Below are 25,517 nucleotides of genomic sequence, written 5' to 3'. Positions count from 1 at the left end.
GCAGTGTATATCCAGCCAACCACCTTTAATAACTATTCTCAATTGTATATTAAAGGCGGCGTGACAGTTTAGCACAAAGAGCTGAGATACCAAGTTTTCTGACGCTTAATCTGCCTGCTTACGCAAAAACGCCGGAATATCCAGGTAGTCAGGTTCCTTACTTCCCTGCGCGCTTTGATCGTTCACGACCTTCGCCGCCGGCTTGCTTTCCTGTGTCAGGGGGGACAAACCGTGCTGCTGGTAACGCTGATCGATCGGCTGCTGTTGCTGTTTGTTCGGCACCAGCGTAATTTCAGGGCGCTTATCCATGCCGATGCCGGTCGCTACCACGGTAACGCGCAGCTCGTCATTCATTTCCGGATCCAGCGACGTACCGATAACCACGGTAGCGTTGTCGGAGGCGAACGCACGGATGGTATTACCCACCGTTTCGAACTCATCCAGACGCAGGTCGAAGCCGGCGGTAATGTTAACCAGCACGCCGCGCGCGCCGGAAAGATCGATATCTTCCAGCAGCGGGGAGGAAATCGCCATTTCGGCAGCTTCTTCCGCGCGATCTTCACCGCTGGCGACGCCGGAGCCCATCATGGCGTAACCCATTTCAGACATCACGGTACGCACGTCCGCGAAGTCGACGTTCATCAGACCCGGACGGGTGATCAGTTCGGCGATGCCCTGTACCGCGCCTTTCAGCACGTCGTTGGCGGCGCCGAAAGCGTCCAGCAGGGAAATACCACGGCCCAGAACTTTCAGCAGCTTATCGTTGGGAATGGTGATCAACGAGTCAACGTGCTTGGAAAGTTCGGCGATGCCCTGCTCAGCAAACGCCATGCGCTTCTTGCCTTCAAAGTTAAACGGCTTGGTGACCACGGCCACGGTCAGGATGCCTAGATCCTTGGCGACCTCGGCGACCACCGGCGCAGCGCCGGTACCCGTACCGCCGCCCATACCCGCGGCGATAAACACCATATCGGCGCCTTCAAGCGCGGCGCGCAGGGCGTCGCGGTCTTCTTCCGCAGAGTTACGGCCGACTTCCGGGTTCGCCCCGGCGCCCAGCCCTTTGGTAACGCCACTGCCGATCTGGATGGTCTGGCCCACCGCGGTTTTGCGCAAAGCCTGAGCGTCGGTGTTAACAGCAAAAAATTCAACACCTTCGATGCGCTCGCGCACCATGTGCTCCACGGCATTACCGCCGCCCCCGCCGACGCCGATGACTTTAATCACCGCGTCGTTGGTAAGTTCCATAGGTTCAAACATAGTTTCTCTCCGTTCTGTGCCTGTCGCTGCGAGACCATCGTTAAATTTAAGAATGATCTCTTTTTCTAAACTTTAAAACTCTTTTCTCAGCCAACTGTTGATTTTCTTAAACCAATTGCCGACTGATGCACGTTTTTCAACCTCTCCCTCGCCGCTGAGGTGAGATTCTTTACCGTAATGCAATAACCCAACCGCCGTTGAATAGTACGGCGCCTGGGCATAATCCGTTAATCCCGTGATGTTCAGCGGCTGTCCGATACGCACCTGGGTATGGAACACGCGCTGGGCGCAGGCCGCCAGACCGTCAATTTGCGCCGCGCCGCCCGTCAGGACGATACCCGCCGCTAAATGGTGTTTGACGCCCTGTTGGCGCAGTTGTTCCTGCAACTGCAAAATTTCGTCGTTCACCAGGTTGAGCAGTTCGACGTAGCGCGGCTCAATAACCTCCGCCAGCGTCTGGCGCTGCAGGCTGCGCGGCGGACGACCGCCCACGCTCGGCACTTCAACGCTCTCATCCTTGCTGACCAGGGAACCCAGCGCGCAACCATAGCGCACCTTGATGGCTTCGGCATCCGTCGGCGGCGTACCGAACGCGTAGGCGATATCGTTAGTCACCACGTTGCCGGCGTAGGGGATCACTTTGGTGTGACGCAGCGATCCGCCGGTATATACGGCAATGTCCATCGTGCCGCCGCCGATATCCACGACGCAAACGCCCAGTTCGCGTTCGTCTTCGGTCAGCACGGCGTAGCTGGCGGCCAAACCGGCAAAAATCAGCTGATCGACCTTCAGCCCGCAGCGTTCCACGGCCTTAACGATATTTTTCGCCATGTCATTATGACAGGTAATCAGATGTACTTTCGCCTGCATGCGCACACCTGAAAGCCCAACCGGATTTTTTATGCCTTCCTGATAATCGATGGCATATTCCTGCGGAATAACATGCAAAACACGGTGCTCATCGCGCACGCGAACCGCTTTGGCGGTATGCACCACGTTTTCCACATCTTCCTGCGTGACTTCTTCTTCCGAAATAGGAACCATCCCGATTTCGTTCTGGCAACTGATATGTTTGCCGGATAACGCCAGATAAACCGACGCAATCTGGCAGTCTGCCATCAGTTCGGCCTGATCAATCGCACGCTGGACGCACTTTACGACGGATTCCAGATCGTTCACGCCGCCTTTATCCATACCGCGCGACGGGCAACTGCCCACGCCGATGATATTGACCATGCCATCGGGCAGAACTTCCCCTACCAATGCGGCGACCTTCGCCGTACCGATCTCCAGTCCAACTACCAGTTTTCTGTCCGTCGACTTGATCATCGTTGTTTAGCCTGCCTGTACCTGATTCTGTTGCTGATTCTGTTGATGACTCGCGTCCTGCGGCGGCGTCTGCTCCGTTTCAACCGGAAGCGCCACCCATCCTACCGCCGCCCCGCTGTCATAGCGCAAATCGACATAGCTCACCCGCTGATTCTGCGCCAGCCCCTGCTGCTGCAGGGCCGGGTAAAGCTCGATAAAACGGCTCAGCCGCTGTTCCGGATTGTCGCGCCCCAGCTCCAGCCGGATGCCATTGTCCAGCCCCAGCTGCCATGAGTGCCGCGCGGTCATCGACACGGATTTCAATACATACCGGCTGGCCGCCAGCGTCTTGCTCATCGTGCGATAGCCTTCCAGCACGTCCGGCTCGCCGCCCTCCGGGCCGTACAGCAGCGGCATGTTCGGCGGCACCGTGCGCCCGGCCGGTACGCTGAAGGGTTTACCTTCCGCATCCACCAGCCGCATGTCGTTCCAGCGGGCGACCGGTACGTACTCCACTACGTGGATTTTCAGCTCGTCCGGCCACTGTTTTCTGACGCTGGCCTGTTTAATCCAGGGCAAGCGCTCAATCTGTTTTTGGATAACGTCCACATCCTGCGTCATGAACGTTCCCGGCGCCCCCAGCGCCAGTATCGACTGACGAATGTCATCGTTGGTGGTGACATGGCGCTCGCCGGTCACCACCAGCTTTGACAGGGGCATACGGCTGGCGTCTTTCATCCAGCCAATCACTATCCATCCGCTCCAGGCAATGGCTCCCAGCACCATCAGCAGGAAAATTATCCCCGCCAGCTGAGTTCCGTTGCTACGCCGGCCGGAGCTTTTCTTCTCCGGATTGCGCACGTTCAGAGCCGCCTGCGACATATCAGTCCGCCAGACCCAGAATACGCACGACCAGTTGCGAGAAGCTCATCCCGCGCTGACGCGCCGCCATCGGCACCAGGCTGTGGCTGGTCATTCCCGGCGAGGTATTCACTTCCAGCAAATAAAAGTTGCCGTGTTCGTCGGCCATCACGTCCACACGCCCCCAGCCGCGGCAATCCAGGGCCTTATAGGCCTGGCGGGCCAGCTCGGCCAGCTCTTGCTCTTTCTCGTCGCTCAGGCCGCTCGGGCAGAAATACTGCGTGGCGTCCGACAAATATTTCGCTTCATAGTCGTAGAACGTACCGGCCGCCTGAATGCGGATGGAAGGCAGGATCTCGTCGCCCAGGAAAGCCACGGTATATTCCGCGCCTTTCAGCCAGGTCTCCACCAACACTTCGTCGTCGTGTTCAAACGCTTTTTCCAGCGCCGCCTGCAAATCACCGGCCTGCTCAACCTTGCTCATACCAACGCTGGAGCCTTCACGGCTCGGCTTAACCGCCAACGGCAGCCCCAGCACGCGGATCTTCTCCTGCAGCGCCGCCGTCAGTCCGGCGTCAAAGTCCCGGCGGGTGACCAGTACGAACGGCGACACCGGCAGCCCGGACGCCTGCCACACCAGCTTGGTGCGCAGTTTGTCCATCGTCAGGGCAGAAGCCATCACGCCGCTGCCGGTATAAGGCAGGCCGAGGAACTCCAGCACTCCCTGCAGGGTGCCGTCTTCGCCGCCGCGGCCATGCAGCGCGATGAAAATTTTATCAAATCCCGCTTCTTTCAGCTTGGTGGCGGGAAAATCTTTAATATCAACCGGATGTGCGTCAACACCGCCCTCAAGCAGCCCTTCGAGCACCGCTTTGCCGGACATCAGCGACACTTCGCGCTCTGCCGAGGTACCACCCAATAACACCGCTACTTTCTCAGCCATGATGCTTCTCATCCGATTTAGTTGGTTCTGCATTTACCGGCTGTAATTTCGATTCAGCCAACGTACGCGCTACTTTGCCAATATTACCCGCACCCTGCGTCAAAATCAGATCGCCGGGCTCCAGAAACTGCGCCAGCGTGGCCGGTAGCTGCGCCGCCTCGGTGACCAGCACCGGGTCAAGTCTTCCTCTGCCGCGAATGGTGCGACACAGGGAACGGCTGTCAGCCCCAGGAATAGGCGCTTCGCCGGCCGGATAAACCTCCAGCATCAGCAGAACGTCCACTTTCGCCAGCACATGGGCAAAGTCGTCATACAGATCGCGCGTGCGGGTATAACGGTGCGGCTGGAAAACCATCACCAACCGGCGATCGGGCCAACCGGCGCGCGCCGCGTCGATAGTCGCATCCACTTCCGTGGGGTGATGACCGTAGTCGTCCACCAGCATTGCCTTGCCCGCTTTTCCGTTAACGTTCTCCAGCGAGAATTCACCCAGGAAATCGAAACGGCGTCCGGTACCCTGAAAATTCACCAGCGCACGCAGGATCGCATCGTCTTCGATCCCTTCTTCCGTCGCCACCGCGACGGCCGCCGCCGCGTTCAGCGCATTATGGCGGCCCGGCGCATTCAACGTCACCGTCAGCACAGGCTTGTCCTGACGCAGCAGTTCAAACGTACCCTGCGCGCCGTGCTGCTGGTAATTCTCCACCCGCACGTCGGCGTCATCGCTGAAACCGTAGGTGGTGATCTGACGACCAACGCGCGGCAACAGCTCGCGGATCACCGGGTCATCAATGCACATCACCGCGCGGCCGTAAAACGGCAGGTTGTGCAGAAAGTTAATGAACGTCTGCTTCAGATTTTCGAAATCGCCATGGTACGTATCCATGTGGTCGGCTTCGATATTCGTCACAATCGCCACCATCGGCTGCAAATGCAGGAAGGAGGCGTCGCTCTCATCCGCTTCCGCGATGAGATAACGGCTGGAACCCAGCCGAGCGTGCGTGCCCGCAGATTTTACCAGGCCGCCGTTCACGAAGGTCGGGTCCAGCCCGGCCTCAGCGTAAATACTGGAAACCATCGCCGTTGTGGTGGTCTTGCCGTGCGTGCCCGCAACGGCGATGCCGTGACGAAAACGCATCAGCTCCGCCAGCATTTCCGCGCGGCGGATCACCGGAATACGCAGCTCGCGCGCCGCCACAATCTCCGGGTTATCCGCGGAAATCGCCGTCGAAACCACGACGACGCTGGCGTCCCGCACGTTTTCCGGGCGGTGGTGAAAATAAATTTCCGCGCCCAGCTCGCTCAGTTGCTGCGTCACCGGGTTCGGAGCCAGATCGGAACCGCTGATCTGATACCCTTCGTTAGCCAACACCTCCGCGATACCGCCCATGCCGGCACCGCCGATGCCGACAAAGTGAATGTGCCGGACGCGTCGCATCTCGGGCACCATGGTGCGCAGTTTCGCCAGTTGTTGAGTATTCACGTTCTTATTCACTGTTTCTCTGTGTTTCATCATCACGGAAGGCCGTTTCCGACCCTCTTCGGTAAATTAGTGAGCAACTTCTTCGATCACCGCCGCTACACGCGCCGTGGCGTCCGGAATCGCCGCTTCATGCGCCTTCATGGCCATGCCCAGCAGCGTCGCTCTGTCCCAGCCGGACAGGGTCTCCGCCACAGCCTGTGCCGTAAACTGCGGTTGCTCGATAATTTTTGCCGCGCCGGCTTTCTCCAGCGGCAGCGCATTCCAGTATTGCTGACGATCTTTGTGCATAAACGGCACGAACAGCGCCGGCAGGCCGGCCGCAGCGATTTCGCTGACCGTCAGCGCGCCGGAGCGGCATACCACCACGTCGGCCCAGCCGTAGGCCGCCGCCATGTCGTCAATGAATTCCGTTATCTTGTGACCGGTTTGTCCGGCTTTTTCATAATCGGCCAGCACGGAGGGCAACGCCCCTTTACCAACCTGATGCCACAACGTTATTTTGTCGCCCAATAGTCCGGCGACCAGCGGCATCGTCTGATTGAGCACGCGCGCGCCCTGGCTGCCGCCGACCACCAACACCCGGATCGGTCCTTCGCGCCCGGCCAGCCGTTGCTGCGGCACGGGTAGCGCCAGCACGTCCTCACGCACCGGGTTGCCGACAACCGGCGCATCGGGAAACGCGCCCGGAAACGCCTGCAACACGCGGCGGGCAATACGGGACAACCAGCGGTTGGTCAGGCCGGCAATACCGTTTTGTTCATGCAGAACCACCGGGATACCGCACAGCCATGCCGCCATACCGCCGGGACCGGAGACGTATCCGCCCATGCCGAGCACCGCGTCCGGCCGGTATGCCTTCATGATCGCTCTCGCCTGGCACACCGCGCGGATAATACGGAAAGGCGCGCCCAGCAAAGCTTTAAGCCCTTTGCCACGCAGGCCGGAAATACGGATGAAGTCAATTTCGATACCGTGTTGCGGCACCAACTGCGCTTCCATACGGTCAGCCGTTCCCAGCCAGCGCACCTGCCATCCCTGCGCCTGCAGATAATGCGCGACGGCAAGCCCGGGGAACACGTGTCCGCCGGTCCCGCCCGCCATCACCATTAACCGCTTGGTTTCGCCACTCATCGGGAACCCCTTACCACCGCCTGCGCTTTCGCCAGACGGGTTTCAAAATCAATACGTAATAATAACGTCAGCGCCGTCGACATAATCAGCAGGCTGGAACCACCGTAACTGATCAGAGGCAGCGTCAGCCCTTTGGTCGGCAACATACCGGCCGCCGCGCCAACGTTCACTAACGCCTGAAAACTGAACCAGATACCGATGGCGCATGCCAGAAAACCGGAGAAGCGCTGATCGCACTCCAACGCGCGCCGTCCGATCGACATTGCACGAAAAGCCACGAAGAATACCATTAACAGCGCCAAAACCACACCGATATAACCAAGTTCTTCCCCGAGAATGGAGAAAATAAAGTCGGTATGCGCTTCAGGTAAATACTCCAGCTTCTGCACCGAGTTTCCCAACCCCTGCCCCCAGAGTTCGCCGCGGCCGAACGCCATCAGCGACTGGGTAAGCTGGTAGCCGCTGCCGAACGGATCGGCCCACGGATTCCAGAATGACGTAACGCGCCGCATACGGTACGGCTCCGCGATGATCAACAGCACCACGGCGAAAATACCGGAGCCGATGATCGCCAGGAACTGCCACAGCTTCGCGCCGGCCAAAAACAGCAGCCCCAGCGTGGTGACGAACAGCACCACCACCGTGCCCAGGTCCGGCTGCGCCAGCAGCAACACCGCCAGCACCACCATCACGCCCATCGGCTTGCAGAACCCCCAGAAGTTGTTGCGCACTTCATCCACCTTGCGCACCAAATAACTGGAGAGGTAACAAAACAGCGCCAGCTTCGACAGCTCAGCCGGCTGAATACGCAGCGGCCCCAGGGCTATCCAGCGGGAAGCGCCGTTGACGGAGCTGCCCACCACCAGCACGATCACCAGCATCAGCAGCGCGATCAGCAGCATAATGTTGCTGTAACGCTGCCAGATTTCCATCGGGATGCGCAGCGTAATCATCGCGATTGCCAGCGACAGGCCCAGATACAGGGCATCACGCTTGGCGAATAAAAACGGATCTTCGCCCAGACGCTGCCCGATCGGCATCGACGCGGACGTCACCATGATAAAGCCCACGGCGGCAAGGCCGAACGTCAGCCACAGTAACGTGCGGTCATACAAAACAAAGGTAGCGGTATCGCTTTCTCCCGACCCCATGACCCATTCGCGCAGGCGGCGAATCAGTCCTAAACGGGGAAGCGGCAACCGAATCTGCATCAGCCAAGCTCCCGTGCCAGGCGGGCGAACTCATCGCCGCGCTGTTCAAAGTTTTTAAACTGGTCCAGGCTGGCGCAGGCCGGCGACAGCAACACCATATCGCCCTCTTTCACCCGGCCGGCAATCTGCCGCATCGCCTGTTCCATCGTTTCAGTGCGTTCCGTAATCTCCGGACGCAGCGCGGCAAGCCGATCGCCATCGCGGCCGAAGCAGTACAGACGCAGATTGTCGCCCTGCAAATAGCGCAGCAGCGGAGTGAAATCCGCGGATTTTCCGTCCCCGCCCAGCAGCAGATGCAGCGTACCGCGCACCTGCAGGCCGTTCAGCGCCGCTTCCGTGCTGCCGACGTTGGTCGCCTTGGAGTCGTTAATCCAGCGCACGCCGTTACGTTCCAGCGCCAGTTGAAAACGGTGCGGCAACCCGGTGAACGTCGTCAGCGCTTTCAGGCTGGACGCGCGCGGGATGCCCGCCGCATCAGCCAGCGCCAGCGCCGCCAGTGCGTTCGTGTAGTTATGCTGCCCGGAAATTTTCATTTCGCGGGTATTCAGGACTTTCTCTCCGCGCACCCGCAGCCAGGTTTCGCCCTGCTGGTGATTGAGATGGTAATCCCCGACGTCCACCCCGAAGCTGACGCAACGCGCATCGGCGCCGCGCACCGGCATCGTCAGCGCGTCGTCGGCATTCACCACGCAGGCTGCAGCATTTTCATAAATACTCAGCTTCGCCGCCCGGTACTGCTGCAGCCCCAGCGGATAACGATCCATATGATCTTCGGTAACGTTCAGCACCGTGGCCGCCGCCGCTTTCAGGCTGGAGGTGGTCTCCAGCTGGAAGCTGGACAGCTCCAGCACATACAGCCGGTACTCTTCCTTCAGCAGCGTCAGCGCCGGCAAACCGATATTTCCACCCACGCCCACGGCCCAGCCGGCGGACTTCGCCATCTCGCCCACCAGCGTAGTGACCGTGCTTTTACCATTAGAACCGGTAATCGCCACAATCGGCGCCTGCGCCTCGCGGCAGAACAGTTCGATGTCGCCGACGATTTCCACGCCAGCTTCCGCCGCCGCGCTCAGCGCCGGCGATGCCAGCGCAATGCCGGGGCTGGCTACGATCAGGTCGGCCTGCATCAGCCATTCCTGATTGAGATCGCCCAGGTGGCGTTCTACGTTTTCCGGCAACTTATCCAGGCCCGGCGGCGACACGCGGGTGTCCACAACCCGCGGCACCACGCCGCGCGTCATGAAGAAATCGACACAGGAGAGACCGGTCAGCCCCAGCCCGATGATTACGATGTTCTTTCCCTGGTAGTCCGCCATTATTAACGCACCTTAAGCGTCGCCAGCCCGATCAGGACCAGCATCAGTGAAATAATCCAGAAACGCACGATAACGCGGGGTTCCGGCCAGCCTTTCAATTCATAGTGGTGGTGTATCGGCGCCATACGGAAAATACGCTGGCCGCGCAGCTTAAAGCTGCCCACCTGCAAGATCACCGACAGGGTTTCCATAACGAACACCCCGCCCATAATCACTAACAAAAACTCCTGACGCAGCAGCACGGCGATAGTGCCCAGCGCGCCGCCCAGCGCCAGCGATCCCACATCGCCCATGAATACCTGGGCCGGATACGTGTTGAACCACAGGAAACCCAGCCCGGCCCCGACAATTGCCGTGCAGACGATCACCAGCTCGCCGGCATGGCGCAGGTACGGAATGTGCAGGTACGCAGCAAAGTTCATGTTGCCGGTCGCCCAGGCCACCAGACCCATCCCGGCGGCGACAAACACCGTCGGCATGATAGCCAGGCCGTCCAGGCCGTCGGTCAGGTTCACCGCGTTGCTGGTGCCGACGATCACGAAGTAGGCCAGCAGCAGATACAACAGACCGAGCTGCGGCATGATGTCTTTAAAGAACGGCACCACCAGCTGCGTTGCCGCGGTATCTTTGCCGATAGCGTACATCGCGAAGGCCACGACCAGCGCAATCACCGACTGCCAGAAATATTTCCAGCGGGCAATCAGCCCTTTGGTGTCTTTGCGCACCACCTTGCGGTAATCATCGACGAAGCCCACCACCCCGTAGCCCAGCAGCACAAACAGCACGCACCAGACGTACGGATTGGAGGGATACGCCCACATCAGCACCGAGATGGTGATCGATGTGAGGATCATCAGGCCGCCCATGGTCGGCGTACCGCGCTTGCTGAAGTGGGACTCCGGACCATCGTTGCGCACGACCTGACCAATCTGCAGCTTTTGCAGCCAGGCAATCAGTTTCGGCCCCATCCACAGGGAGATAAACAACGCGGTCAGCAGGCTGACGATGGCCCGGAACGTCAGGTAGGAAAAGACGTTGAAGCCAGAATAAAATTTGACCAGATGTTCGGCCAGCCAGACTAACATGATTGATTCTCCTGCTTATCCTGCACAGACAGCCCTTGCACTACCTGCTCCATTGCGGCACTGCGTGAACCTTTGATTAATAGGGTGATCGCCGCATGCTCGCATAACAGATCCCGCAGGCGTGCAATCAGCGCGTCCTTGTCCCCGAAATGTTCGCCACAACCACTTGCTTCGCTGATCAGCCGGCTGAGCCGGCCGACGCTCAAAACTTTATCCACACCGGCCAGCCGGGCATTTTCCCCGACCTGACGGTGACACGCCTCGGCTTCCGCGCCGAGCTCGCCCATGTCGCCCACCACCATCACCCGGTAACCCGGCATGGAGGCCAGCACCTGCGCCGCGGCGGTCATGGAACCGACGTTGGCGTTATAGGTATCGTCCAGCAACAGTTTCTGTCCGGACAGGCGAATCGGGAACAAGCGCCCCGGCACGGCCTTCAGGTTTTGCAGCCCGCTGCGCACATCCTCAAGGGTCGCGCCCACGGACATCGTCAGCGCCGCCGCCGCCAGCGCGTTGGCGATGTTATGACGTCCCGGCAACGGCATCACCACCGGCGCATCGCCAAACGGCGTATGCAGGGTGAACGCCGTGCCCTGCTGGGTCACCTGAACGTCGGCGGCGAAGAAATCCGCCTGCCCGGCGCCATCCGGAGAAAAGCGCCAGATTCGCTGCCTGCTGAACTTGCTCTGCCAGTTCGGCCAGTCATTGCTGTCCGCGTTGATAATCGCCGTGCCGTTTTCCGGCAGGGCGTCAAAAATTTCACCTTTGGCGCGCGCTACGCCAGCCAGGGAACCGAACCCTTCCAGATGCGCCGCCGCCAGGTTATTCACCAGCGCGCTTTCCGGGCGCGCCAACGACACGGTATACGCAATTTCGCCAACGTGATTGGCGCCCAGCTCCACCACCGCGTAGTCATGCTGCGGTTCGAGACGCAGCAGCGTCAGCGGTACGCCGATATCGTTATTGAAGTTGCCAGCCGTCGACAGCACGTTGCCGCGCTGACGTAAAATCTCCGCGCTCATCTCTTTCACCGAGGTTTTCCCCGATGATCCGGTCAGCGCCACCACACGCGCCGTTGACTGCGCGCGCACCCAGGCGCCTAACTGCCCCAGCGCGATCCGGGTGTCCGCAACCAGTACCTGCGGCGCGGCTATGGGTAAGCGTTTACTGACCAGCAACGCCGCCGCACCGTTGGCGACGGCCTGTTCAGCAAAGTCGTGCGCATCGAACTTCTCGCCCTTCAGCGCCACGAACAGGCAACCGGGCGTCGGCTTGCGCGAGTCAATGACGACATCGCCAATCTCACGATCGGCGCCGATAAGCTCACCGCCGGTAATCCCGGCGACCGTTTGCAACGAAACCGGGATCATGCGATGACTCCCAGCAAACGGGCCACGGTGACGCGATCCGAGTAATCCAGCCGGCGGCTGCCGACCAGTTGATAATCTTCGTGCCCTTTCCCCGCCACCAAGATGACGTCGCCTTCGGCGGCCTGCATGATGGCGCCGGTCACGGCTTCCGCGCGGCCATGCACCGCCTGCGCACGTCCGGCGTCAAGCATGCCGTTCAGAATATCCGCCACGATGGCGTGGGGTTCTTCGCTGCGCGGGTTGTCGTCGGTGACGATCACGCGGTCGGCCAGTTGTTCTGCAATCGCCCCCATAAGTGGGCGCTTACCTTTGTCACGATCCCCGCCGCAGCCGAATACGCACCACAGTTGCCCCTGGCAATGCAGGCGCGCCGCTTCCAGCGCTTTCTCCAGCGCATCCGGCGTGTGAGCGTAATCCACGACCACGGTAGGTTTACCCGGCGCGCTGAAGACTTCCATCCTGCCGCAAACCGGTTGTAGCTGTGCCGATGCCTGACACAACGCATCCAGCGGGTATCCCAGCGCCAGCAAGGTCGCCAGCGACACCAATAGGTTACTGACGTTGAACGCCCCCATCAGGCGGCTTTCCAGCACGCCGTCCCCCCAGGAGGAAGAGAAGCGGACCGTCGCACCGCCGTCGTGATAGTTCACCTCATTGGCGCAAACCCAACGCCCCTGCCAGCCGGCGGGAAGGCGCTGCGTCATAGTGACCGCCACGGCGTCCGGCGTTTTTTCCAGCCAGCGCAGCCCGACGTCATCGTCGGCGTTAATCACTTTTTCACCGCTCTGATGCGTGGAAAACAGCAACCATTTGGCCTGTTCGTACTGCGCCATATCACCGTGGTAGTCCAGATGATCGCGGCTCAGGTTGGTAAACACCGACGCCGCGAACGGCAAGGCCGCCACGCGATCCTGCACCAGCCCGTGGGAAGAGACTTCCATCGCGGCGAACGTCGCGCCCTGTTCAACCAGGCTGCGCAGCAGATGCTGGACGTCCACCGCAGAACCGGTGGTGTTCTCGCTCGGATGCACCTGCCCCAGCAGACCATTCCCCACCGTGCCCATCACGGCGCTGGTTTCGCCCAGCAATGCCGCCCACTGGGCCAGCAACTGCGTGGTGGTAGTTTTGCCGTTGGTGCCCGTGACGCCGACCAGGCGCAGGTCACTGCCCGGCTGCTGGTAAAAACGCCCAGCCAACGCCGACAGGCGCTGATTCAACTGGCTCAGGTAGATTACCGGCACCCCGTGCATTTCACGCACCGTGCCGTCCGGGGCTTCCCCGTCTGCCTCAGCAATCACCGCGGCAACGCCCTGCGCTATCGCTTGCGGGATAAAGCGGCGCCCGTCAGCCGTATGGCCGACCACCGCCACGAACAGATCGCCGGCCGCCGCTACGCGACTGTCCAGCGTCATTTCCCGCAAAACGCGCTCCGGGGCGTCCGCCACCCAGGGAGCCAAAAGCATGCGCAAATTACGATCTGCCACCTGAACCCTCTTTTGCATTAATTACCAAATCGTTTTTATCACCCGTCGGCAACGCATCCGGCTCGACGTTCATCGAACGCAGCACGCCGCCCATGATCGCGCCGAAGACCGGCGCAGAAACCGCGCCGCCGTAGTAGCTGCCCGCTTTCGGGTCGTTAATGACCACAACCAGCGCGAAACGGGGATTGCTCGCCGGCGCCACGCCCGCGGTATAGGCGATATATTTGTTTACATAGCCGCCGTCCGGGCCAACCTTCTTCGCCGTACCGGTTTTAATCGCGATGCGATACCCCTTGATGCGCGCCTTAACGCCGCCGCCGCCGGGTAACGCGACGCTTTCCATCATGTGCACGACTTTACCGACCAGCGATTCCGGGAACACGCGCTCCCCGGCTACCGGCGGGTCAACACGGGTGATCGACAGCGGGCGGTAAATTCCCCGGCTGCCGATCGTTGCATAGACACGCGCTAACTGTAACGGCGTTACCATCAGCCCGTATCCGAAAGAAAAGGTGGCCCTCTCTATGTCAGACCACCGTTGTTTTTTTGGGTATATGCCACTGCTTTCTCCGACCAACCCCAAATTGGTCGCTTTCCCCAACCCGAAACGAGAGTAAGTCTCTACTAACGCCGAGGAGGGCATCGCTAACGCCAGCTTGGAAACACCGACGTTACTCGACTTCTGTAATACCCCGGTAATCGACAGCTCGGGGTAACGGGCCACGTCTTTGATTTCGTGACCATTGATCATGTACGGCACCGTATTCAGCACGCTGTTTTCTTTCACCACCCCGCGTTGCAACGCGGTCATCACCACCATCGGCTTCACGGTGGAGCCCGGCTCGAAAATGTCGGTGATGGCGCGGTTACGCATGGTGTCTTTCGGCGTATTGGTCAGGTTATTCGGGTTATAGGAAGGGCTGTTGGCCATCGCCAGCACTTCGCCGGTATTGACGTCAACCAGCACTGCCGTACCCGACTCCGCCTTGTTGAACGCCACCGCGTTGTCCAGCTCGCGATAGACCAGCGCCTGCAGGCGTTCATCAATACTGAGCGCCAGGTTATGCGCCGCCTGGCTGTCAACGGAGGAGATATCCTCAATGACGCGGCCGAAGCGATCCTTGCGCACCGTGCGCTCGCCGGGTTGACCGGTCAGCCAGTGGTTAAAGCTCTTCTCCACGCCTTCGATGCCTTCGCCGTCGATGTTGGTGACGCCGATAATGTGCGCTGTAACCTGCCCGGCGGGGTAATAACGGCGCGATTCACGTTTCAGAAAAACGCCCGGCAGTTTGAGTTGCCGCACGTAATCCGACATGGCAGGATTCATCTGGCGCGCAAGGTAAACGAAGCGGCCTTTCGGGTTGGCGTTAATACGGGCAGAAAGCTTGTCCAGCGGCATGCCCACCGCATCGGCCAGCGCTTTCCAGCGGGTGTCCAGCGTAATCCCGCCTTTTTCGTTAATTTCTTTGGGGTCCGCCCATATCGCATCAACCGGAACGCTGACCGCCAGCGGACGCCCCTGACGATCGGTAATCATGCCGCGGGAAGTGGGAACCTCCTGCGTTCTCAGAGAGCGTGCATCGCCCTCCTTCACCAACTCTTCCGGATTGATGATTTGCAGGTAACCGACGCGCGCCAGCAAGCCAGCCAACGCAATGAAAATACATCCGCAGAGCAACGCAAAACGCCAGCTTACGAAGCTGGCCTGATCTCCCTGTCTTTTTTGCTTATTCAGTCGCACTGCTTTCATCTATGTCATCTTCACCTGCACGTGATACTCATATGGTTGCGATCATTGCTTAACCACAATATTTTCCTGCGAAGGATCAACATGCTGCATCCGCAACTTCTCCGTCGCGATACGTTCAACACGGCTGTGGTCGCCCAGCGCGTTTTCTTCCAGAATCAGGTTGCGCCATTCGATATCCAGCGCATCCCTCTCCAGCACCAGTTGTTCGCGCTGCGCCGTCAGCAGGCGGGTTTTATGGGTGGTCGTCACCACCATCACCGCCGAAACCACAACCGCTACCAACAGCAACAACGGCAATTTGCCATGACGCAGCATGTCCTCGCCGATAACGGAAACCAGCGAATGGCGCTCATTGCCAATCATTCCGCCGTCCTCTCGGCAATGCGCAGCACGGAACTGCGCGCGCGCGGATTTTGCTCAACCTCGGCGTCTGAAGGCATCATCTTCCCCAAGGCCTTCAGCCGGCGCACACCGTGGCTGCGCAGTTGTTCTTCCGTCAGCGGAATGCCGGCGGGAACCTGCGGGCCGCGGCTGTGCTGGCGCATAAAGCGTTTGACCATCCGGTCTTCCAGTGAATGGAAGCTGATGACCGAAAGGCGCCCCTGCGGCGCAAGAACTTCCAGCGCCCCGTCCAGCGCGCGCTCGATCTCTTCCAGCTCGCTGTTGATATAAATACGGATGGCCTGAAAACTGCGGGTCGCCGGGTGCTTGTGCTTCTCTTTAAACGGACTGGCTTCAGCGATTAACTGCGCCAGTTCGCGCGTGCGGGTCATCGGCTCCAGGCTGCTGCGCGCCACGATGGCGCGGGCGATGCGCTTGGCGAAACGCTCTTCGCCGAAGGTTTTCAGCACCCAGGCAATGTCCTCTTCTTCGGCATTTCTCAGCCATTCCGATGCCGGAATACCGCGGGTGGGGTCCATGCGCATATCTAACGGGCCGTCGCGCATAAAAGAGAAACCGCGCTCGGGATCGTCCAGCTGCGGGGAAGAAACGCCCAGATCCAGCAAAATGCCGTCGATCTTGCCTTCCAGACCGCGCTCACGCACGTAGCCGGCTAACTCGGAAAAAGGGCCATGAATAATAGAAAAACGGGGATCGGTAATTTCGGCGGCGGCGGCAATCGCCAGGGGGTCGCGATCGATGGCGATCAAACGCCCTTCAGGACCGAGCTGAGACAAAATCAGGCGTGAGTGTCCCCCACGGCCAAAAGTGCCGTCAATATAGATGCCATCGCTGCGCAGACCCAGTCCGTTGACCGCTTCGTCCAGCAGCACCGTTTTGTGCTGATAAGTTTCCTGCATGACTATAATGACAAGTCCTGTAACCGCTCGGACAGAGGCTCCACAGCGGATTGTTCAGCTTCGATATCTTCCCTGACTTGTTGATACCAGGTCTCTTCATCCCACAGCTCAAATTTATTGAACTGGCCGACCAGCATCACTTGTTTCGTCAGACCGGCATGCTGACGCAACGTATTGGCAATCAGCAAACGGCCCGCATTATCCATCTGACACTCACTGGCATGACCCAAAAGTAAACGCTGAACGCGGCGCTCGGCGGGATTCATACTCGACAGACGGGAAAGCTTTTGTTCAATCACTTCCCACTGCGGGAGGGGATAAAGCAGCAGGCACGGCTGGTGCAGGTCGATGGTGCAAACCATCTGACCCTGAGATTCTTCGACCAGCAAATCCCGGTATCGGGTCGGGACGGCCAGGCGTCCTTTGCTGTCGAGATTAATCGTCGTCGCACCACGAAACATGGCCTGAGCTACCCCTCGGTGACTATCTTCACCACTTTACCCCACAAATTCCCACACAATGAAGTTTACGGAGGGGAGGAAAACCTTGTCAAGCCAGAGCGGATGCGGTTTGGCATTATTTCGGAACTTTAGCAGAACTGAAAAAAGCATTGGGAATACTCTCAAGCGGATAAGAGAGAATTAACGTTATGATTAATTAAGGGAAATTTTCTCCGGGGAAAAATGTGCGGGATAAAACCGGCAAATTTGTCAAAATGAAATTTTTAGCCCGGATCTGCAATACAGCTCTCATTTTGACCAATTTAGCCTCTGACATTTATTTTTTACCGCGCTAAACGAAACATCTGAATATAAGGGACTTTTCATCTTCCATAATTTAAAGTCATTCAGAATCAAACGGTTGCAAGATTATGTTAACGACATAAAACGCGGCACATTCTAGCCTATCTTTTCCCTCCTGAATAACGACTTTTAACAGATTTACCTAACCACTTTTTTTTGAAAGATAAATTTTTATTTATATCCCGTGGTGTCGTAAACATCATTCCGCAAATTAGCGTTTAGCCATAATTCTGAACGACAGCTCTCCGGGAACGCGCGTCAAAATATCCCAACATTCAGCAAGGCATTTAAACCTTCGTTTCAAAAAATAAGCAGCTTGGGATGACCTTACCAAATAAGGTCAGCAATGCCACGTGCTTCAGGCAAAAGACAAAGAGATACCGCAAGGTAAGCAAAACAACGCAGCGGATAATTCTATCAGGAAATAAAACGCCGCCATAAATCAGGATTTTATCCTTTCACTTCAGGATGGATTACAAAGGCAGGTACATACCCGGAATAACACGCTGATATTCAACACAAAATGCCTTCCTGCAAACATAAATCAGGCAAATAGTTCCAAAGGGCACATTGCTTAGCATTTAATCAAAAATCGCTCATTAAATAAAAATTTTTAGCTAGTTAAAATATAAAACACGAGAATGTATTCTATGAATCAGCGAAAAACCCAGTTTAGTTAACCACAAACTGAAAACACACCAGACTTAACAACCGAATTTTAACACGGAGCATGCCGTCATGTTTTCCTCTACCTCGCGTTTACGTAATGCGGCCGCAGATACTTTTGCGCTGGTTGTCTATTGCTTCGTCGTCGGCATGTTGATCGAGGTTTTGCTCTCCGGCATGACATTCGGGCAATCGCTCTCGTCCCGTCTGGTTTCTATTCCGGTTAACATTCTGATTGCCTGGCCTTATGGCCTCTACCGCGATGCGTTCATCCGCTTCGCCCGCCGCTTCAGCATGGCCAGTTGGGCGAAGAACCTGGCCGACCTGCTGGCTTACGTGACGTTTCAGTCACCGGTTTATGCCGCCATTTTGTGGTCAGTCGGGGCGGACACGCAACAGATCGTCGCCGCAGTCACCAGCAACGCGTTGATCTCTATGATGATGGGCGTAGCTTACGGCTATTTCCTCGACTACTGCCGCCGCCTGTTCCGCGTGGAGGGATACGCCAAAGCCCGCATCTGACGGCTTGCACAGAAAAGAAAAACGCCGGGTTTTACCCGGCGTTTGCATATACGGCAACGTAAAAATCACATGCGGTTCAAGCGGCCGCGTTTCAACAAAACGCGGCGCATACGGTTCAGCCCCGGCTTTGGTTTCTTCGGTTCATCCAGGCTGGCAAGCACCAGCTCCAGCACCCGCTCCGCTACGTCGCGGTGACGCTGGGCCACCGACAACACCGGGCACTCCAGAAAATCCAGCAGCTCATGATCGCCGAACGTCGCGATAGCCAGCTCTTTCGGCAAGTGCCCCTGCTGCTTCAGCGTAACGTCCAGTACGCCCTGCAACAGCTGGAAGGATGTGGTGAACAACGCCTGCGGCATTTCGTGATCCCGCAGCCACTGGGTGAACGCCGCCGCGGCCGCTTCACGCTCATAGCTGTTGGTGTAGAGGTATTTCACTTCACGCGGATCGTCAAGCCATGCCGCGCGGAAACCCTGCTCACGCAGGAAACTGACCGAAAGTTCCGGCAACGCGCCCAAATACAGTACCGACTCCGCCGGGAACTTACGCAGCTCGGCGGCCAGCATCTCAGCATCTTCACGGTCGGCCCCCACCACGCTGATAAAGTTTTCCGGATCCAGCGCCCGATCCAGCGCAATAATCGGCAGAGGGTCGTTAACCCAGCGTTGATAGAACGGATGCTCCGGTTGCAGTGATGTCGAAACGATGATGGCGTCAACCTGGCGCTGCAGCAGATGCTCAATACAACGCATCTCGTTGTCCGGCTGATCTTCCGAGCAGGCAATCAGCAACTGATAGCCCCGTTGCCGGGCCTGACGTTCCAGGTAGTTGGCAATACGGGTATAGCTGGTATTCTCCAGATCCGGGATAACCAGGCCAATAGAGCGGGTCCGGCCGGCACGCAGCCCGGCGGCTACGGCATTCGGGTGATAGTTGTGCTCCCTGACCACGGCCATCACTTTTTCTACAGTTTTGTCACTGACGCGATACTGCTTAGCCTTTCCGTTAATGACATAACTGGCGGTCGTACGCGACACTCCCGCAAGACGCGCGATTTCATCCAGCTTCACGTTTCCCCCCCCTTTATCAATCAAACCCGGAATACGTACGAAACAATCCATCGCTCGTCTGTTTTATTCCGCAATATTATTCCTTACCAGCTTCATTGTGCGTGGACGCCGCGATACTGGCAACCGGTTTTGCTGAAAGGCATCAGCAAACAAGAGAAAATAAGAGGCTCAGCACAATGCTGAGCCTCGTTGCACATCAAACGGCGTCTGCTTGCGCTACGTCAGCGCATAATCTTGTCTCCGCGCGAAACGCCGACCACGCCGGAGCGCGCTACCTCGACGATCTCCGCCACTTCGCGCACGGCGTTCAGGAAGGCGTCCAGCTTATCGCTGGTGCCGGCAAGCTGGACGGTATACAGCGCCGGCGTGACGTCCACGATCTGGCCGCGGAAAATATCCGTGCAGCGTTTAACCTCTTCACGCCCGTAGCCGCTGGCCTGCACCTTCACCAACATGATCTCCCGCTCAACGTGTGCGCCCTGGACTAATTCACTGACGCGCAACACGTCCACCAGCTTGTGCAGTTGCTTTTCAATCTGCTCCAGCACCCTGGCGTCGCCTACGGTCTGAATCGTCATCCGGGACAACGTGGGATCGTCAGTCGGCGCCACCGTAAGGCTTTCAATGTTGTAGCCGCGCTGGGAAAAAAGCCCGACCACCCGCGACAACGCGCCCGATTCGTTTTCCAGCAATACTGATAATATCCGGCGCATAATCAGGTCCTCTCCGTCTTGGTCAGCCACATTTCATCCATTCCCCCGCCGCGAATCTGCATGGGATAGACGTGCTCCGTTTCGTCCACCGTAATATCAACGAATACCAGGCGGTTTTTGATTTCCAGCGCCTCGCGCAGTTTACCTTCCAGCTCTTCCGGCGTGCGAATGGCAATGCCGACGTGTCCGTACGCCTCCGCCAGTTTGACGAAATCCGGCAGCGAATTCATATAGGACTGCGAATGGCGGCCGGAATAGATCATGTCCTGCCACTGCTTCACCATCCCCAGATAACGGTTGTTCAGGTTAACCACCACCACCGGCAAATCGTACTGCATCGCGGTGGAAAGCTCCTGGATGTTCATTTGAATACTGCCGTCGCCGGTCACGCAAATCACCGTTTCCTGCGGCAGGGCCAGCTTCACGCCCAACGCAGCCGGCAAACCGAACCCCATCGTGCCCAACCCGCCGGAATTGATCCAACGGCGCGGCTTGTCGAAACCGTAATAAAGCGCGGCGAACATCTGATGCTGACCGACATCGGACGCGACGTAGGCGTCCCCGCCGGTCAGACGATGTAAAGTGTCGATAACCTGCTGCGGCTTGATCCGCCCGCTGTTGGCGTCGTACTTCAGGCACTGGCGCGCCTTCCATTGCGCGATTTGCTGCCACCAGTCGCGCAGTCCGTCGAAATCCTGCCGGTTCTCCCCCTGGGCCAGCAGCTCCAGCATCGTCGCCAGCACTTCGCCGGCATCGCCGACAATAGGAATATCCGCATCCACAGTTTTAGAAATCGACGTCGGATCGATATCGACGTGCAGCACGGTGGCGTCGGGGCAGTATTTGGCGAGATTATTGGTGGTACGGTCGTCAAAACGCACGCCTACGGCAAAAATCACATCGGCGCAATGCATCGTCATGTTGGCTTCGTAGGTACCGTGCATCCCCAGCATACCCACGCTTTGTGCATGGGAGGCAGGGAAAGCGCCCAGGCCCATCAATGATGTAGTAACGGGAATATTGAGTTTTTCCGCCAGCGCTTTCAGCGCCTCATGGCAGCCGGCGTTAATCACACCGCCGCCGGCATAAATCACCGGGCGCTTAGCCGCCAGCAACGTCTGCAGCGCGCGTTTGATCTGCCCGCGGTGCCCCTGTACCGTCGGGTTATAGGAGCGCATTTTTACTTCCTGCGGGTAGGCGTAAGGGAATTTCAGCGCCGGATTCACGACATCCTTAGGCAGGTCCACCACCACCGGGCCGGGCCGCCCGCTCGCCGCCAGATAAAATGCTTTCTTCAGCACCTCAGGAATTTCTTCCGCGTGCTTAACCAGGAAGCTGTGCTTCACCACCGGGCGGGAAATTCCCACCATATCGCACTCCTGAAACGCATCGTTGCCGATCAGGGAAGTGGCGACCTGTCCGGAAAGCACCACTAAGGGAATGGAGTCCATATACGCCGTGGCGATGCCGGTAATCGCATTGGTGGCGCCGGGGCCGGAGGTCACCAGCACGACGCCGACCTCGCCGGTCGCCCGCGCATAGCCGTCCGCCATATGCACCGCCCCCTGTTCATGACGCACCAGGACGTGATCGATGCCGCCTACGGTGTGCAACGCATCATAAATATCCAGTACCGCGCCGCCGGGATAGCCGAACACATGTTTGACGCCCTGATCAATCAACGATCGGATCACCATCTCGGCGCCTGATAACATCTCCATCGGTTTTCCTCCAGACTCACTTCAGATTCAGACGACGGCGCCACGCGCCGCGGAATTCACGGGCATCACCTATCACCCGCCGCACAAAACAGTACAATTACCTTAACGTCTGAAATACGGGTACGCAAACAGCGTTCTCCGCTATCGCGCACGGGTTTCGCAACTTTGCTGTAATCAGGGAGATTTAGAAAATAAAACGCTAGCAACCGGAGGCAGCTTGACAGGCTTATTTCTTGAAAAGAGGAAATTACGGTAAGAAATCGGGAGAGAAGCGGAAAAGCAGCGCCCGCTGTCGCGGGCGCTGAGGCCGGAATCGATCAGGACTCCAGGTACATCGCATCGATTTCGCGCTGGTAGCGCAGGTTGATCACCTTGCGGCGCAGCTTGAGCGTCGGCGTCAGTTCGCCCTGTTCCATCGAAAACGCCTGCGGCAGCAGCGTAAAGCGTTTCACCTGTTCAAAACGGGCCAGCTCTTTCTGAACGTCCTGCAGGCGCTGTTCAAACAGCGCCACGATCTGACTGTGTTTCAGCAGTTCCAGGCGATCGTGATAAGCCAGGTTGATGGACTTCGCATACTCCTCCAGCGCTTCATAGCAGGGCACGATCAGGGCAGAGACGAACTTACGCGCGTCCGCGATGACGGCCACCTGTTCAATGAAGCGATCCTGCGCCAGCGCGCCTTCCACCATCTGCGGCGCAATGTATTTGCCATTGGAGGTTTTCATCAGATCCTTCAGGCGCTCGGTAATGAACAGGTTGCCCCGCTCGTCCAGAGCACCGGCGTCTCCGGTTTTCAGCCAGCCATCCGCGGTGAACGTCGCCGCCGTTTCCAGCGGCCGGTTGTAATAACCGCGCATGACGATTGGCCCGCGCACCTGAATTTCATTCTCTGCGCCGATGCGGACTTCCACGCCCGGCAACGGTTTGCCGATGGAACCGAAACGAAAATCATGCTCTTCCCAGCAGGATACCGTAGCGCAGGTTTCTGTCATGCCGTAACCGTACTTAATGTTGATCCCAAGCGACTGGAAAAACAGAATCACGTTATCGTCCAGCTTGGCGCCGGCGGCCGGGAGAAAACGCACCCGCCCGCCCAGCACGTTGCGCAGCTTGCTCAACACCAGGCGATCGGCCAGACGATGAAGGGCATTGAAGACCGGCGACGTTTTACGCCCCGCCCGCGCGGCCAGAAAACGCCGCTCTCCGCACCATACGGCGCTGCGGAACAAAGCGCGCCGATGCAGCGGCGCACGGGCGACGCGTTCATGAATCGCGCTGAAAATTTTCTCGTAAAAACGGGGCACCGCGCACATTACCGTCGGCCGCACCGCCGCCATTGCTTCACGCACCAGATCGGTACTGCACAAATAAACGTTTTGCGCCCCGGTATGCATGACAAAGAAGGACCAGGCGCGCTCAAACACATGCGACAACGGCAAAAAGCTCAGGGAAACGTCCTGCGGCGTCAGCGTTAAACGGTCGTCATGCAGGCAGAGTTGGGCCGCCAGGTTACGGTAGTCCAGCATGACGCCCTTCGGCTCTCCGGTCGTACCGGAGGTATAGATCAGGGTAAAGAGATCGTTCAGCTCACGCTGCGCGATCCGCTCCCGCAGCAGCGGAAGGTACGTCTCCGAGGCGCCGTTTTCGAATGAGGCAAGATGGCAGGCGATGTCGCAGCCGGAAATATCAATCTCCGGGGACATCACGATAATATGTTTCAGTTGCGGACAAACGCCGCGCAGCGCCTGCGCCGCCGCAAACTGCGCCGGACCGTCGACGAACAACACGCGCACGTCGGCGTCATTCAGGATAAACGCCGCCTGTGCTGCCGTATTGGTGGCATAAACCGGCACGGACACCGCGCGCAGGTGCAAAATCGCCAGATCAACCAGCGACCAGTTCAGGGAGTTATGGGCAAAAACGGCGATACGCTCCTGCACATCAACGTTCAGGGCGGCCAGCGCCAGCGCGATGCGCTCAATCCGCTCCCCGGTCTGTCGCCAGGTCAGGCTCTCTTCCGGCCTGTCGCTGTGCCATTCGCGCAGCGCAACATGTGAGGAAAGGGTTTGAATTTGCGTTTGGATACGGTCAACCAGATGGTACTGCTCTAACTGTTTGGTCATATAACCCGTCAACGAAAGTAGGTGTAGAGAAAGTGGCGCACACCGGTGAACGATTTTTTTCAGCTTACAAGTGTTCGCCATTTTCGCGCAGTCTACTCATTCTGACGAGCGGGTCAATCATTACATCTGTGACTTGAGATCCCCGTCATCTGTTGAAAGGGCACTCATGGTCAGCGGTGGAGAGACGGCATTCCGCACGGACTTTTCAGCCCCCTTCCTGTTATCATGCTGATTTAACAAGAAGAAAAACGGGAAAAACGGAAGTCATTCCGGAAGAAAACACGAAAAAAGAGTTTCACGCTCTTTTTTCGTGTTAGCACGCTCAGAATTGGCTGCCGAATTCAATGAGAACGGATTTCATCCATTGATGGCCGCGATCGCGTTCCGACGTGTTATGCCATATTAAATAGCAGGTCCGTTGTTTCTCCATATTCATCAGATTAACCACGGAAAGACCGAGTAATTCGGCATATTCTTCAGCCAGCCAACGCGGCGCAATCGCGACCAGTTCCGTTTTCGAAACCAGACTTAATACGCTGCTCATATCCGTTCCCTGATAAGCAACGCAGCGGCTGAACTCGCTATTTTCGTAATAGGACTTACTGAGCGAAGAAAACTGCTCAAGGGAAACGATGGCATGCTGTTCAAACAACAGTTGCTGGTTCGTTACGCTGTTTTTAATTCGCGGATGATCTTTCGCTACGGCCAGCACAAATTCATCATTGAACAGCGGCTCACAAATAAAATCATCGCCTTCCAGCATGTTATAGCTAATTAAAAAATCTTTTTCCTGATAACGCAGCTCACGGCTGATTCCGGAATTAACGGCAGACCCCATCAGCAACTGAACATTTTCAGCACGCTCTTTTACCTGCGCGAAAAGCCTGGCCGTTAAACGAATATCCAGAGGGCTGCTCACAACGATGTCAAATGAGCGTTCACTGGTCATCGGGTTAAACCCTGAACCCGGCAGCTCATTTTGCACCAACTGGAGCGCCTGGCGAATCGGGCCGAACAGCTGACAAGCGCGGTGAGTCGGCTGAATACCGCGCCCGTAGCGCATAAACAGCTCATCATTAAACATCACCTTCAGCCTCGCCACCGCGTTGCTTACCGCCGGTTGGGACATCCCCAGCGACTCTGCAGCGCGGGTAATATTCTGTACTTGCATTACAGCATCGAAGACAGTCAACAGATTAAGATCCACGCTGCGTAAATGAACCTCATCCGCATTGCGCACGGGTTCTCTGATTTTTCTTTTCTCAACTGATAATGCAACATCGAAATGTTCTGACATATTCAATCCCGCCTGTTTTTAAACAAACCGCTTACTGAGTGATTATTACGGTACTGTTTGTTTACATTGCAAGTCATCAGGCTGCGTAAACGCCATTCCAAA

At 57.8% G+C, this 25,517-nt stretch carries 21 protein-coding genes; 1 reads left to right on the top strand and 20 read right to left on the bottom strand.

The features are described 5' to 3' along the window. Positions 1–105: 105 nt before the first annotated feature. The 15 genes from ftsZ to mraZ all read right to left on the bottom strand — a co-directional run bounded on the left by ftsZ (position 106) and on the right by mraZ (position 16,961). Positions 106–1,257, bottom strand: coding sequence for a cell division protein FtsZ (ftsZ, locus tag C8D90_RS06370; protein ID WP_115457585.1), 1,152 nt, complete (start codon positions 1,255–1,257; stop codon positions 106–108). A 72-nt stretch (positions 1,258–1,329) separates the two neighbouring features. Continuing rightward, complete coding sequence (gene ftsA / locus C8D90_RS06365) at positions 1,330–2,586, bottom strand: cell division protein FtsA (protein WP_115457584.1); 1,257 nt, start codon at positions 2,584–2,586, stop codon at positions 1,330–1,332. 6 nt (positions 2,587–2,592) lie between these two features. Further along, positions 2,593–3,447, bottom strand: a complete 855-nt coding sequence (ftsQ, locus tag C8D90_RS06360; protein ID WP_115457583.1) for a cell division protein FtsQ — start codon at positions 3,445–3,447, stop codon at positions 2,593–2,595. A 1-nt stretch (position 3,448) separates the two neighbouring features. Continuing rightward, the gene (locus C8D90_RS06355; RefSeq protein ID WP_115457582.1) at positions 3,449–4,369 is read right to left on the bottom strand and encodes a D-alanine--D-alanine ligase; all 921 of its coding nucleotides are present in this window, start codon (positions 4,367–4,369) and stop codon (positions 3,449–3,451) included. Further along, positions 4,362–5,852: a UDP-N-acetylmuramate--L-alanine ligase gene (gene murC, locus C8D90_RS06350; protein ID WP_115457804.1), complete on the bottom strand. Its 1,491-nt coding sequence runs from the start codon at positions 5,850–5,852 to the stop codon at positions 4,362–4,364. The genes C8D90_RS06355 and murC overlap by 8 nt, the downstream gene beginning before the upstream one ends. Before the next feature lie 66 nt (positions 5,853–5,918). Beyond that, positions 5,919–6,983 (bottom strand): undecaprenyldiphospho-muramoylpentapeptide beta-N-acetylglucosaminyltransferase, encoded by a 1,065-nt coding sequence (murG, locus tag C8D90_RS06345; protein WP_115457581.1) that lies wholly within the window; start codon positions 6,981–6,983, stop codon positions 5,919–5,921. Continuing rightward, entirely contained in the window at positions 6,980–8,182 is a 1,203-nt protein-coding gene (gene ftsW / locus C8D90_RS06340; RefSeq protein ID WP_115457803.1) for a cell division protein FtsW, read from the bottom strand. The genes murG and ftsW overlap by 4 nt, the downstream gene beginning before the upstream one ends. Before the next feature lie 11 nt (positions 8,183–8,193). Next, positions 8,194–9,510 carry a UDP-N-acetylmuramoyl-L-alanine--D-glutamate ligase gene (murD, locus tag C8D90_RS06335; protein WP_115457580.1) on the bottom strand — a complete coding sequence of 439 codons (1,317 nt, stop codon included), beginning with the start codon at positions 9,508–9,510 and terminating at the stop codon, positions 8,194–8,196. A gap of 2 nt (positions 9,511–9,512) precedes the next feature. Continuing rightward, entirely contained in the window at positions 9,513–10,595 is a 1,083-nt protein-coding gene (gene mraY / locus C8D90_RS06330; protein WP_115457579.1) for a phospho-N-acetylmuramoyl-pentapeptide-transferase, read from the bottom strand. After that, positions 10,589–11,965: a UDP-N-acetylmuramoyl-tripeptide--D-alanyl-D-alanine ligase gene (gene murF, locus C8D90_RS06325; RefSeq protein WP_115457578.1), complete on the bottom strand. Its 1,377-nt coding sequence runs from the start codon at positions 11,963–11,965 to the stop codon at positions 10,589–10,591. Before murF ends, mraY begins: the two co-directional genes overlap by 7 nt. Further along, positions 11,962–13,449, bottom strand: a complete 1,488-nt coding sequence (gene murE, locus C8D90_RS06320; protein ID WP_115457577.1) for a UDP-N-acetylmuramoyl-L-alanyl-D-glutamate--2,6-diaminopimelate ligase — start codon at positions 13,447–13,449, stop codon at positions 11,962–11,964. The genes murF and murE overlap by 4 nt, the downstream gene beginning before the upstream one ends. Further along, on the bottom strand, positions 13,436–15,199 hold the full coding sequence (locus C8D90_RS06315; protein WP_115457576.1) for a peptidoglycan glycosyltransferase FtsI: 1,764 nt from the start codon (positions 15,197–15,199) through the stop codon (positions 13,436–13,438). The genes murE and C8D90_RS06315 overlap by 14 nt, the downstream gene beginning before the upstream one ends. A 42-nt stretch (positions 15,200–15,241) precedes the next feature. Then, positions 15,242–15,562, bottom strand: a complete 321-nt coding sequence (gene ftsL, locus C8D90_RS06310) for a cell division protein FtsL (protein WP_115457575.1) — start codon at positions 15,560–15,562, stop codon at positions 15,242–15,244. Then, on the bottom strand, positions 15,559–16,500 hold the full coding sequence (rsmH, locus tag C8D90_RS06305) for a 16S rRNA (cytosine(1402)-N(4))-methyltransferase RsmH (protein WP_115457574.1): 942 nt from the start codon (positions 16,498–16,500) through the stop codon (positions 15,559–15,561). Before rsmH ends, ftsL begins: the two co-directional genes overlap by 4 nt. Positions 16,501–16,502: 2 nt before the next feature. Beyond that, positions 16,503–16,961 (bottom strand): division/cell wall cluster transcriptional repressor MraZ, encoded by a 459-nt coding sequence (gene mraZ / locus C8D90_RS06300; protein ID WP_115457573.1) that lies wholly within the window; start codon positions 16,959–16,961, stop codon positions 16,503–16,505. A gap of 1,080 nt (positions 16,962–18,041) precedes the next feature. On the opposite strand from mraZ, the gene C8D90_RS06295 reads away from it, so the two are divergent. Then, a complete protein-coding gene (locus tag C8D90_RS06295) occupies positions 18,042–18,491 on the top strand; it encodes an L-alanine exporter AlaE (protein WP_115457572.1) in 450 nt (149 codons plus the stop codon). 65 nt (positions 18,492–18,556) lie between these two features. Here C8D90_RS06295 and cra read toward each other — a convergent pair whose 3' ends face one another. The 5 genes from cra to leuO all read right to left on the bottom strand — a co-directional run bounded on the left by cra (position 18,557) and on the right by leuO (position 25,415). Next, complete coding sequence (gene cra / locus C8D90_RS06290) at positions 18,557–19,561, bottom strand: catabolite repressor/activator (protein ID WP_115457802.1); 1,005 nt, start codon at positions 19,559–19,561, stop codon at positions 18,557–18,559. Positions 19,562–19,782: 221 nt separating this feature from the next. After that, complete coding sequence (ilvN, locus tag C8D90_RS06285; RefSeq protein WP_162844375.1) at positions 19,783–20,274, bottom strand: acetolactate synthase small subunit; 492 nt, start codon at positions 20,272–20,274, stop codon at positions 19,783–19,785. A 2-nt stretch (positions 20,275–20,276) separates the two neighbouring features. After that, positions 20,277–21,995 (bottom strand): acetolactate synthase 3 large subunit, encoded by a 1,719-nt coding sequence (ilvI, locus tag C8D90_RS06280; protein WP_115457571.1) that lies wholly within the window; start codon positions 21,993–21,995, stop codon positions 20,277–20,279. Between the two features lie 317 nt (positions 21,996–22,312). Continuing rightward, positions 22,313–24,118: an AMP-dependent synthetase/ligase gene (locus C8D90_RS06275; protein ID WP_115457570.1), complete on the bottom strand. Its 1,806-nt coding sequence runs from the start codon at positions 24,116–24,118 to the stop codon at positions 22,313–22,315. Between the two features lie 322 nt (positions 24,119–24,440). Then, positions 24,441–25,415 (bottom strand): transcriptional regulator LeuO, encoded by a 975-nt coding sequence (gene leuO, locus C8D90_RS06270; RefSeq protein WP_115457569.1) that lies wholly within the window; start codon positions 25,413–25,415, stop codon positions 24,441–24,443. Between the last annotated feature and the right edge of the window lie 102 nt (positions 25,416–25,517).

Origin of the sequence: Enterobacillus tribolii, from assembly GCF_003363015.1 — a bacterium.
In the GTDB taxonomy this organism is placed as follows: domain Bacteria; phylum Pseudomonadota; class Gammaproteobacteria; order Enterobacterales; family Enterobacteriaceae; genus Enterobacillus; species Enterobacillus tribolii.
The sequence above is the reverse complement of the archived record's forward strand: the minus strand, read 5'-3'. Positions and strand labels throughout refer to the sequence as shown.

What these genes read in the sequence shown, in the direction of transcription:
- ftsZ (WP_115457585.1), bottom strand. Translation starts at nt 1,257, where the DNA reads ATGTTTGAACCTATGGAACTTACCAACGACGCGGTGATTAAAGTCATC.
- ftsA (WP_115457584.1), bottom strand. Translation starts at nt 2,586, where the DNA reads ATGATCAAGTCGACGGACAGAAAACTGGTAGTTGGACTGGAGATCGGT.
- ftsQ (WP_115457583.1), bottom strand. Translation starts at nt 3,447, where the DNA reads ATGTCGCAGGCGGCTCTGAACGTGCGCAATCCGGAGAAGAAAAGCTCC.
- C8D90_RS06355 (WP_115457582.1), bottom strand. Translation starts at nt 4,369, where the DNA reads ATGGCTGAGAAAGTAGCGGTGTTATTGGGTGGTACCTCGGCAGAGCGC.
- murG (WP_115457581.1), bottom strand. Translation starts at nt 6,983, where the DNA reads ATGAGTGGCGAAACCAAGCGGTTAATGGTGATGGCGGGCGGGACCGGC.
- murD (WP_115457580.1), bottom strand. Translation starts at nt 9,510, where the DNA reads ATGGCGGACTACCAGGGAAAGAACATCGTAATCATCGGGCTGGGGCTG.
- mraY (WP_115457579.1), bottom strand. Translation starts at nt 10,595, where the DNA reads ATGTTAGTCTGGCTGGCCGAACATCTGGTCAAATTTTATTCTGGCTTC.
- murF (WP_115457578.1), bottom strand. Translation starts at nt 11,965, where the DNA reads ATGATCCCGGTTTCGTTGCAAACGGTCGCCGGGATTACCGGCGGTGAG.
- C8D90_RS06315 (WP_115457576.1), bottom strand. Translation starts at nt 15,199, where the DNA reads ATGAAAGCAGTGCGACTGAATAAGCAAAAAAGACAGGGAGATCAGGCC.
- ftsL (WP_115457575.1), bottom strand. Translation starts at nt 15,562, where the DNA reads ATGATTGGCAATGAGCGCCATTCGCTGGTTTCCGTTATCGGCGAGGAC.
- rsmH (WP_115457574.1), bottom strand. Translation starts at nt 16,500, where the DNA reads ATGCAGGAAACTTATCAGCACAAAACGGTGCTGCTGGACGAAGCGGTC.
- mraZ (WP_115457573.1), bottom strand. Translation starts at nt 16,961, where the DNA reads ATGTTTCGTGGTGCGACGACGATTAATCTCGACAGCAAAGGACGCCTG.
- C8D90_RS06295 (WP_115457572.1), top strand. Translation starts at nt 18,042, where the DNA reads ATGTTTTCCTCTACCTCGCGTTTACGTAATGCGGCCGCAGATACTTTT.
- ilvN (WP_162844375.1), bottom strand. Translation starts at nt 20,274, where the DNA reads ATGCGCCGGATATTATCAGTATTGCTGGAAAACGAATCGGGCGCGTTG.
- ilvI (WP_115457571.1), bottom strand. Translation starts at nt 21,995, where the DNA reads ATGGAGATGTTATCAGGCGCCGAGATGGTGATCCGATCGTTGATTGAT.
- C8D90_RS06275 (WP_115457570.1), bottom strand. Translation starts at nt 24,118, where the DNA reads ATGACCAAACAGTTAGAGCAGTACCATCTGGTTGACCGTATCCAAACG.
- leuO (WP_115457569.1), bottom strand. Translation starts at nt 25,415, where the DNA reads ATGTCAGAACATTTCGATGTTGCATTATCAGTTGAGAAAAGAAAAATC.